The sequence below is a fragment of the Brucella sp. BE17 genome, from assembly GCF_039545455.1.
GTDB lineage: Bacteria > Pseudomonadota > Alphaproteobacteria > Rhizobiales > Rhizobiaceae > Brucella.
Window position 1 is genome coordinate 1,280,746 of sequence record NZ_CP154468.1, and the last position, 9,255, is coordinate 1,290,000.

A 9,255-nucleotide genomic window follows, 5' to 3' on the forward strand; every position below is an offset into this window, starting at 1 on the left:
AAGAATACCGTTGGAGCAGACGCACTGCTCCGGGGCTTAGTAACCCCTGTTGGCGGTTGGTGTCGGCCGTGACGATGCCACACTCCTTGACCCTATGGTCGGGGAGCCCTTGGCGTATGTCCAGGGCTTCTCGCCTAAAGGCCATGGGGCCGTCCAACACGGTTACTAACTCCCCGATCACCAGGAGTCAGAGAGTTTTATTGCGGGGGCGAACCGCAGAAACTCTTCTGAAAGAAGGGGAATAATCGTGAAAACACCCGTCGAACTTGACCCCGATGTGGATGATCTGGCCCCGTCCGGCCATGTCATCACCGCCTATGACGAGCAGCACTTCGTGACCTATCTGCGCCTTCTCGACGCCAAGTCCGAGGAAGCCGACTGGAAGGAAGTGGCGCGAATAGTTCTGCACCGCGATCCGACATCAGATGAGATGCGAACCCGACGATGCTGGCAGAGCCATCTGGAACGCGCTCAATGGCTGTCACGGGAAGGTTACAGGCAAATACTGGAACAGGCTGCGGCAAACAGGAATCGGTGAGACTGCCTCATTTGCCCTTTGAGCGCGGACCTGGCTTTACCGGATAATGCAAAAGTAGCCGATAGCCCCCGCGCATCATCCTGATGCCGTGGGAAACAAGACGACGTGCCTTATTCTTGCGCGGATCGGCTTCGAAATCTTCCTTGTTGCCACGGAAGCCGAGCAGGACTTCGGCAACGGCGCGATAGCTTTCGCCGTGGAGCCGTGCGTCCAGGGCGCGCAACGACAAAAGGTGCCATTGCCGAAGCTGCGCTGGCATGGCGCGAGTATCCGGCCCCGGAGAGCGGCCTGTCAGGCACCGCCAGAGGCGGCGTGCCGCATGGGCGCGTAATTCCATGAACTCGTCCATAGGCAGGATTGCAGCATAGAAAGCTGCCGCATCGATCGCGCCCTGCGGCAGCCAGAATTGATGCTCCATCCCACCGATACGCCAGATTGCGTGCCAGCCATCCGGCGCGCGGCGCAGGATCAGGCCATCGAGATGCGCAAGAGCGACAAGCCTCCTGTCATCGGGTTTGTTCTGCTCGACCGGTGACAGAATAATAGCCTGCGGATTGAAATGCGGCGACCAGAAAGGCGGTGCGCCGTCAGGCTGCGCGTCGGGGTCGTGTGCGAAATCGCACCCCCCAGCGGGCAGCAAAGGCGTCAACCTCTTCTCCCGCGGGTTCTCTCCTCTGCGCGAGTCTCTCGACGTCATGGCGATAGTCTTCGTTACGACGAAGATATTCCCAGGCGAAACCAGCGGGCGGAAGGTCTTTAATGCGTCTATAGGCCGCCGGAATACGCCAATCTATGCTCTGCATGGCGCGTCCTCCCAAAGCCGGACGGCACAAGGCCACATCCGACCTGAAAAGGCTGCGGTATTGAATGGTTTTGCGGTAGCGTCTCTAACGCGATAAGTGGATCGCCTAACCCGATCAATCCATTATACTGTTGCGCATCACATGGGAGACACCCTGACGACATACTTGTGTCAGTGATCGAAGCTGAATGGCGGAAACGCGCGACTGTGTGGTTCCGGCGCGCTCGACAAGCCCGGCCCGCTGGGCGACAAGGCGGCCGCCCATTGCGGGCAGGTCCGCGCACACGCCCGTAGCGAGGGGCTGATCATGGTGACAAACAATATGAAGGTATTGGTCTGCATGCCTGGCCTGCGGGTGGAGAGCCGGGTGTAGCGGTTGCGGTGGGCGTGACGGCTTTCCTGCGGGCATGAGAAAGGCCCCGATCTTGTGGTCGGGGCCTTTTTGCCGCGCCTCAGTCGCCGCGGCGACCGTTGGGGCGTGACCAGATGAGGGAGAAGGTTTCGCCTTCATCGTCATCGAAGAGGTTGGCGTAGATCGGGGCGTTGAAGCTCGGATCGTCCAGCTTGAGGCCCAGATAGTCGCGGCCCTCGTTGGAGCGCTTGGACCAGGCGGCGCCGATTTCGGCGCGGCCGACCAGAACCCGGTGGCTGGGGGCGTTCTCGCCGGTGGCGCGCAGGTCGGGAACGATGCGCACGCCATTGGCCTTGACGCTCAGGGTGACGATTTCGCCGGTTAATTCGTTCGAGCCGGTCTTCTTGAAGGTGCCGATGGTTGCCATTTTAAGTCTCCGTTTTCCTTTTCCGAGCCCGCACCATTGCGGCCTCTATGGCGATCGACCGGCCGGAGACGAACGCTGGCGCACCCCCTTTGGGGGCTGGACAGCACAGGAGAAACTTTCTTGTTCCGCACGGAATGGCGGCCCTGCCGTCAGGGGAAGAAAGTTGTGACGACGCTGTTGCGCTAAAGCGGTCGAAGCGCATCGCGCTGTTCTTCGGCCAGATCAGGCCATTGAAGAGGCCGTTTGGAGCGGTCGAGACACGGGGGCTGAATGGAGACGTGGCAATCTTGAAGCCCATCATGATGACCAGACGGGTAACACCGGCCTTGCCTGTCGCCCTGCGTCTCAGGCCATGCGCATATTTCTTCCCGGACTGTTCTACCGGCATTGCCCCCAACCGGGTTCTGGTCAGACCACAAACGCTGCTGCGGACCGTTCTGCGCTCCTATGTGCCGCGTCTGCGCCTCAAGCTGATCCGATGCTTGGCCGCTGCCTACCACCGCCACGCTCCTGATGATGAAGATGGCTCATATCCACGCCTGGTCTTCATCGGAGGCTCACTATGGTTCATGTGCGTGAAAGGTATCCGCCCGCAGGACCGGCTGCCACCAAGCCCGATAGGTATGGGAAAGCAGTTGTAGTACCACTGTTCAGTGACTGTCTTGCCGGGCGAAGCTGCCGTTCGCTGCACACGTGAAGAAAGCCGCCGACCGACCTAAAAGGCCATTATGTCTCAGCGGAACAGTTCGCTATCTCGGCTCAAAATTCGTGCCTTAGTCCCATATGCATTTGAGCTTCAAACACCAAGATTTCATTCTCACCATCTTGGCGCATCTTTGCGATCAAATCAGGTCGAAGTTCTACGACACCGGCATCATGCTGAACGTCAACAAACTCAGAATAACTATCGATTAGCTTTCCCGCGAGTATCGAGTTTACTCCGAAATTCATCAGACTGATCTTTTCACGGTTGGTCGTTCCATACTTGATCTGCAAATATAGCTCTTCATCAAGCTTGCTGAGATCGTGAAGAAGTTCAACGTATTTCAACAAGTTATTATCAACGAAATCCTGCTCTTCCTTGATCCGCACTATGGCCAGGTTCACTTGCTCGGCATGTGTCTTCTCGCTGATGACAACCCAACTTTGGCGAAAAGAGCCTTCCCTAGCGATTTCACCCCACTTCCCGACATAAACTTCATCGCTTCCCATACCCGCCCAATAGCGCAGGAAGTTCCTGATCATTTCCCCATAAGACGCGCCTTTGATTTTCCAATCAATGAGCATGGCGTAGAAGGCCCGGGCGTTTTCCTCCTTCAAACGGCGAAAGATATCGAAGGCTGCACCATCCTTGAGGAAAGGGATGAACGCGTCGGCAATCAAAGCCATAACTTCGTTTGAATTTTGAAGCGGCTCAACAACACTGTCGAGTATATTCTGAATTTCTATCTCGTGCTGCAGGACATCCATCTCAGAGAGATTGTTCAAAAAACATCCGCGCCCGACAGGCGTTTTCGCGCGCTCAACCTCCAGCCCGGTCGTTCCTGGAAGGATGTTCTCAAGGAATTCATCGGCCTCGCGCTTCCGTCCCTCTGTGATCTCATCCTCGATCACACCTTCTTCAAGCAATACGTTTTCGACCTCATCCTGAAGCTTCAGGTCGACTTGCGAAACATTCTTAATGAAATCTTTTAAATTGGCTCCACCGTCCAAATACGCGTCGCCTCCCACTAAGAAAATCTCCGGCTCCAACATCCTCAATCTTTTAGGATCACCGTTGAAAATTTCGTTGAATCTACAGACCCGGCCGACAAGATTCCGGAACTGCGCCTTTGAGAGGTTACTTGATCCTTTCTTCTTTTCGAGAATAAACATCTTCTCTGCCGGGATATTAACCCCTTCAAGCAAAGTCGAGTTGCACACGATATGCTGAATTTCCGGGATTTCGGCATATGCCCTCTCAATATAAAGCTTTACAATATCCGGAACTGAGCCATGGTGATACAATACGCCTTTTCGCAAACCCTCGACAAGCAAGTACTCACTATGAAGAAAGCTTGAAATGCTCTCGCAAACTCGCGCAACACTAGTGCTTTCGACGCCATCAATTCGAGAAATAATATCGCGCGTGAACCGCTCGATATTCTTAGGCAAATTGAAAAATATTATGTTCTTACTTGCCGATTTCTGCAAAATTAAATCAAGTTCGTCTTCAAAAGCGCCATCGCCGCATCGAACGAATTTGTCGAAATACTGATCGTAAAGCTGGACAGTACCGCCGTCCCTGCAATCAACCACGTAAAAACGCTCAGTCTTCAGGCCCTCTTTGACTTTATACCCTACAGGTTCAATTTCTGCATATCGAAGCTGCAAGTTTGTTTGGTCAACCAAAAATGGAGTCAGGTACTTAAAACGCACTGCCGGATGTCTCCGCTTTTGCAGAATGATCACCTTGGCCAATAACAAAGCCCGCGGGTCCTTCCCGAGCAGATTGTGCGCTTCATCAACGAAAACAAAGTCGAAATTCACCCCTGGATGCTTGATGAAGAACCTGAGCAGGCGCTCCTGAGTCAAGACTGCCAGAAAATTGCGATCACCCCCTTGGAACATCTCGGCATGGGTTATGATTTGGCGGTTGTCGCCAGCAATCCGCTTTCTAAGCAAGCGTTGTTTGGTCTGCGCGAGCAACGCCTTGGTCGGCACCAAGACGCAGATATTGCTTTGAAGATTTTGATTGCAGAACCCGGAAATCAGTTCGGATTTACCGTAAGATGTTGGAGCCGTGACAGTCACGTCCGCCACGCTTTGCTCAAAGAAGAAGTTTTGCAGCTCTAGTTGCTGCTGAGTGAATACCGCGCCCTCGACCTCAAATAAATTTAGCAGTGATGAAAAATACTCCGGAAAAAAATGAACAGTCTCTTCATCATCAGCCAAGCCGGATTGCACGCTGTCTACAATGGGCATGAAGCCCCTGCCAATCGCGACGTCGTATAGTGGAACGTAGTCACCGGTAAGGTTCGAATACATTACAACAATCCGGTATCCCAAAGCGATGACATCTGGGTTGTCATTATTCAGGAACAGGACCGCAGCCGTCAGAAGCGCTTCCGCTTGCACCCGAGTCAATTCACCCCGGGTTAACAGCGCCTGATATATCTCAAAGAAATCCGAATTTCTGAGCGTTCTGAGCGGTGCCTTAGCCATCAGCAACCTCGCCTCTTAGGAAGTCTACAATGCCTTTGAGTGTGTTCTTTTGCAGGGCAATTGAGATTAAACTGCGAAACTCACGCATATCCCTTTGTGTGGTGTGTCGCCCTTCAAACTCCGCCCCAGTTGCGAACGCCTGACCGCCGGAAAAACACACAGCCACTAGAACAGCGTTATATTCAGTGCTTAACGATTCACCCGCCACTGCCTTTTCATTGTAGCTCTCGAGCAGCGCTTCGATTTGTGACTTGAGACCTGAACTTTGAATGACTAAATTTGCCCCGTTCACAGCATTTTGCCAAAGCGTATTTCTTTTGCTATTCAGCGCGGTTTTCAGGCCGTTTTTTGCTAGAGACAAAAGGTTGCCTAACTTGTTAATGCTCGTTTCTACCCCACAGTCCCCAGCCTTCACTTCAACAAACCAAATTTCGCTCGTTCCTTTATGATGCAAGACAAGGTCAAAGCCTTTTTTAATTGAATCCTCTTCCATATTGAAGAATGGCGATGCCGCACAAAACTCTTCCTCGAAGTGCAGAAATAGTACGTGAGTCAGCAACTCTCCAATCATGCCCTTTTGCGTATCAGGGGACTTTGCATCGAATTTCTCGAAGAACGCGGCAAGAGTCCTTCTGTATGAATAGATAATTGATTTTCTCGACGCCTTAGCCGCACCATGGCAAATCTCTGATAAGCGATTCCGAACAACACCTTTCAGGTCTTCAGAAATATTTTCAATAGTGAAGCATAACGACCCCACTTCACTTCTCTCTATATTAACGCCCTCCAACACAGCCCCTCGAAAACAATATGGATTATAACTGCTCCAACGCCCCAGCTACTTTATCTTCCTCGGTTAGCTACATTCTTGCAACCACTAAGGTTCATGTGATGAGTATTCGTTGGGTGTTGGCAACCGAATTGCGGGCGATCCTGCAGTACCTCTTCCCCGCGCAGCAACCACTGGACTACTGTAAACGATGCACGATGTGTCAAACGCCGGTTTCACGAAGCCCAGCCATAGCGCAAGGTACAGCAGTGGATGGCCGGTTTGGACCGAGCCTTGTGATGCACCTGCGAAAAGTTGCGCCATGCTTCGATCTGCCTAGGTGATATTGGCGGGCTCAAAACGACAACGTCAAGTATTTCATGCACGAGTAACAATCTCGTCTATCGGACCGGCTGCCGCCATGCCTGCAACGCGCAGGAAGGCTGTCACACCCACGGCAACCGCGCCGATCACCGAGAAGATGAGCTGCCATGTCTCTGACGGCATCATGTGCTTGACGATACCGAGCGTCGCATAAAACCCGGCCATCCCTGCCGGAGCGACGAACGCCAGAGCGATCAGCAGACGCGCCCAGATCGGGCGGACCAGCATGAGCAAGCCCTGACCGACTGAGCTGCTGCCGGTTTTGAGGACACCGAGTTAAGGTGTTTTTGGAACTGGAGAGTTTTTATGGAGAGACGCAAGTTCAGCCGGGAGTTCAAGCTCGAGGCTGTTAAGCTGGTCAGGGAACGGGGCGTTGCGGTGGCGCAGGCGGCCCGCGATCTGGATCTGCATGTGAACGTGTTGCGCAAGTGGGTGCGCGAGCAGTCTTCCGACCCGCAGCAGGCCTTCCCCGGTCATGGGCAGATGAAGCCCGAGCAGCTTGAGATCGAGAAGCTGCGCCGTGAGGTCGCCAAGCTCAAGGCGGAGCGCGATATCCTAAAAAAAGCCGCGGCCTACTTCGCCAGGGACTCGATATGAGGTTCTCTTTTGTTGCGAAGCACCGAGGGATCTGGCCGGTCTCGTGGATCTGCGAGGCGCTCGGTGTGTCTCGCTCGGGCTTCCATGCCTGGCTCAACCGCTCGCCGAGCAGACGGACTCAATATGACGAAGTGCTTGTCGCCGGGATCCGGTCCAGCTTTGCCGGAAGTGATCGCACCTATGGCGCCCGGCGAGTCTGGCACGATGTGCTGGCCGAGGGGCTCGAGGCCGGCCTGCATCGCATCGAGCGGCTGATGCGCCAGGAAGGCCTGCGGGCACGCCCTCGTCGGCGCGGCCTGCCCAAGGATGGCGGGCAGCGCCACGCGGTCTCGCCCAACATCCTGGACCGGGCGTTCGTGGCGTCGGCGCCGAACCAGAAGTGGATCGCCGACTTCACCTACATCTGGACGGCTCAGGGCTGGCTCTATGTGGCGGCGGTCGTCGACCTCTACTCCCGCCGGGTGGTGGGCTGGTCAATGAGTTCATCGATGGCCGCTCAACTGGTGACCGATGCGCTGATCATGGCGATCTGGCGTCGCGGCAAGCCCGACAGGCTGCTGCACCACTCCGACCAGGGCAGCCAATATACATCCGAGCAGTTCCAGCGCCTGATGGCCGATCACGGCATCACCTGCTCAATGAGCCGGTCTGGCAATGTCTGGGACAATGCGGCGATGGAGAGCTTCTTCTCCTCGCTCAAGACCGAACGCACCGCCCGCAAGGTCTACCGCACAAGGGACGACGCCAAGGCCGATGTGTTCGACTATATCGAGCGCTTCTACAACCCGAGGCGCCGACACTCGACACTGGGCTATCTCAGCCCCGTGGAATACGAAGAGCAAGCTAAGCTAGCCTAACTTCGTGTCCACCGAACCGGCAGCAGCTCAGCGGATCGAGATCTCATTCGGCGATGAGGCGGTCAACTTTGCCGAGTGCGATATCGAACTGCTCGGCAATGCACGCACCGGGCCGCTGCGCTTCGCCGTGCGCAGCGATAACAATTCAGCAGAGTTCGAGATTCTCTTCAGCGATGGACATGCCCGCTATCCTCAGCGCGCCGGCCCGAAGGCCACAATCAAGGTTGGCGGCATAAGTCAGAGCCTCTCGGAATCGTTCGGCGAAGACTCGCCCCAGATCGATTTCGGCGATGGTTCGCTACTCATCTACAGCCATCTCTATACCCTGCCCGAAGGCGAAACGATCGAACCCTATCCGGCGGACCGTATCGAGGCCTGGGATTGGTCGAAAACCAATATCCGGGTGGAATCGCAAGGCCCCGAAAAACGTGCGGACTCCGTCCAGCGCAGCGTTATCGAGATGCTATTGGCCGACCCTGATCCTTATGACGTGGTCTTCGACGACGACGGCAAGGGTGAGATCGCCGACGTGGTGGCGTTACGGATCACGGACAGCGTGGTCTCCGTGACTTTGTACCATTGCAAATATTCAGGGGCCGATACTCCGGGGGCGCGGCTTGCCGACCTCTATGAAGTATGCGGCCAAGCGCAGAAGTCGGCACGGTGGCGCGATCGGCCTGGCCGTATGCTTCAGCACATGCTGAGGCGCGAAAAGATGCGCCGCGATCGCGGTGTGAGCTCGCGGATCGAGCAGGGTTCAGCCGCTGGGATTAAAAAATTGAAAGTTGGCTGGCAGGACCACCGCTTTGAGTTCGACGTTCGTATCGTCCAGCCTGGTCTCTCGCGGAAGGCCATCGGTGAAGAAGGCTTGCATCTGCTCGCCGGAGTCGAGACTTATCTTCTAGAAACCCGCGCTATGCGGTTGAAGGTTATTGGAAGCCAATAGTGTATATTGAATTGGATGCCGTGAACTGTAGTTACTTGCGGATCGTTTCGATCTCACTCTTGAAAACATACTTCGCGCCATGGCTTGTCTTTACTTCCTTAGCGCAAGGCGTTCGATCAGACTGGGCCTTATCATTGTTGATTGTTGTTTGGAACTGACCCGTCCCTTTTATACGCCACCGTATCCTATTCTCCGCACAGCTGTGCCCGAGGCCTTCCCCTGCGATGACATTGCGCGTTTCCATTGCCCCAACCCCTTCCGGGCATGGGATATTGGAGACGATGGCAGTCAAGCGGAACAGGATCGATATCGAGGTTACACCCTCGACCGGACCGGAAACGGACCGGCACGATCCCGCACGCAAAGACGCTGCCGTGAT

At 55.1% G+C, this 9,255-nt stretch carries 10 protein-coding genes and 1 pseudogene (1 of these 11 only partly in view); 5 read left to right on the top strand and 6 right to left on the bottom strand.

The features are described 5' to 3' along the window. The first annotated feature begins 247 nt into the window (after positions 1-247). On the top strand, positions 248-538 hold the full coding sequence (locus AAIB41_RS17200) for a DUF2285 domain-containing protein (protein WP_299363738.1): 291 nt from the start codon (positions 248-250) through the stop codon (positions 536-538). Between the two features lie 7 nt (positions 539-545). Here AAIB41_RS17200 and AAIB41_RS17205 read toward each other — a convergent pair whose 3' ends face one another. The 3 genes from AAIB41_RS17205 to AAIB41_RS17215 form a co-directional block, all read right to left on the bottom strand. Next, the gene (locus AAIB41_RS17205) at positions 546-1,187 is read right to left on the bottom strand and encodes a DUF2285 domain-containing protein (protein ID WP_343315217.1); all 642 of its coding nucleotides are present in this window, start codon (positions 1,185-1,187) and stop codon (positions 546-548) included. After that, the gene (locus tag AAIB41_RS17210) at positions 1,126-1,341 is read right to left on the bottom strand and encodes a DUF6499 domain-containing protein (protein ID WP_343315218.1); all 216 of its coding nucleotides are present in this window, start codon (positions 1,339-1,341) and stop codon (positions 1,126-1,128) included. The genes AAIB41_RS17205 and AAIB41_RS17210 overlap by 62 nt, the downstream gene beginning before the upstream one ends. A 451-nt stretch (positions 1,342-1,792) precedes the next feature. Beyond that, the gene (locus AAIB41_RS17215) at positions 1,793-2,119 is read right to left on the bottom strand and encodes a DUF736 domain-containing protein (RefSeq protein ID WP_343315220.1); all 327 of its coding nucleotides are present in this window, start codon (positions 2,117-2,119) and stop codon (positions 1,793-1,795) included. 47 nt (positions 2,120-2,166) lie between these two features. Between AAIB41_RS17215 and AAIB41_RS17220 the strand changes: the two genes are divergently transcribed. Next, positions 2,167-2,760: a hypothetical protein gene (locus AAIB41_RS17220; RefSeq protein WP_343315221.1), complete on the top strand. Its 594-nt coding sequence runs from the start codon at positions 2,167-2,169 to the stop codon at positions 2,758-2,760. Positions 2,761-2,878: 118 nt separating this feature from the next. Here AAIB41_RS17220 and AAIB41_RS17225 read toward each other — a convergent pair whose 3' ends face one another. The 3 genes and pseudogenes from AAIB41_RS17225 to AAIB41_RS17235 all read right to left on the bottom strand — a co-directional run. Then, positions 2,879-5,323, bottom strand: coding sequence for a DEAD/DEAH box helicase (locus AAIB41_RS17225; RefSeq protein ID WP_343315222.1), 2,445 nt, complete (start codon positions 5,321-5,323; stop codon positions 2,879-2,881). After that, on the bottom strand, positions 5,316-6,113 hold the full coding sequence (locus tag AAIB41_RS17230) for a hypothetical protein (RefSeq protein WP_343315223.1): 798 nt from the start codon (positions 6,111-6,113) through the stop codon (positions 5,316-5,318). The genes AAIB41_RS17225 and AAIB41_RS17230 overlap by 8 nt, the downstream gene beginning before the upstream one ends. A 357-nt stretch (positions 6,114-6,470) precedes the next feature. Next, positions 6,471-6,725 (bottom strand): annotated as a pseudogene (locus tag AAIB41_RS17235) (hypothetical protein); the annotation flags it as partial. 57 nt (positions 6,726-6,782) lie between these two features. Here AAIB41_RS17235 and AAIB41_RS17240 point away from each other — a divergent pair. From AAIB41_RS17240 to AAIB41_RS17250, 3 genes are all read left to right on the top strand, one after another. After that, positions 6,783-7,930, top strand: a protein-coding gene (locus tag AAIB41_RS17240; protein WP_343312851.1) for an IS3 family transposase whose coding sequence is annotated in 2 segments (ribosomal slippage) — positions 6,783-7,041 and positions 7,041-7,930 — 1,149 coding nt in all. Because the reading frame shifts where the segments join, the coding sequence is not laid out codon by codon here. 4 nt (positions 7,931-7,934) lie between these two features. Further along, a complete protein-coding gene (locus AAIB41_RS17245; RefSeq protein ID WP_343315224.1) occupies positions 7,935-8,876 on the top strand; it encodes a hypothetical protein in 942 nt (313 codons plus the stop codon). A gap of 281 nt (positions 8,877-9,157) precedes the next feature. Further along, positions 9,158-9,255: the 5' portion of a hypothetical protein gene (locus AAIB41_RS17250; protein WP_343315225.1), read on the top strand. It continues 97 nt past the right edge of the window; only the first 98 of its 195 coding nucleotides appear in the window; it begins with the start codon at positions 9,158-9,160; its stop codon lies beyond the right edge, outside the window.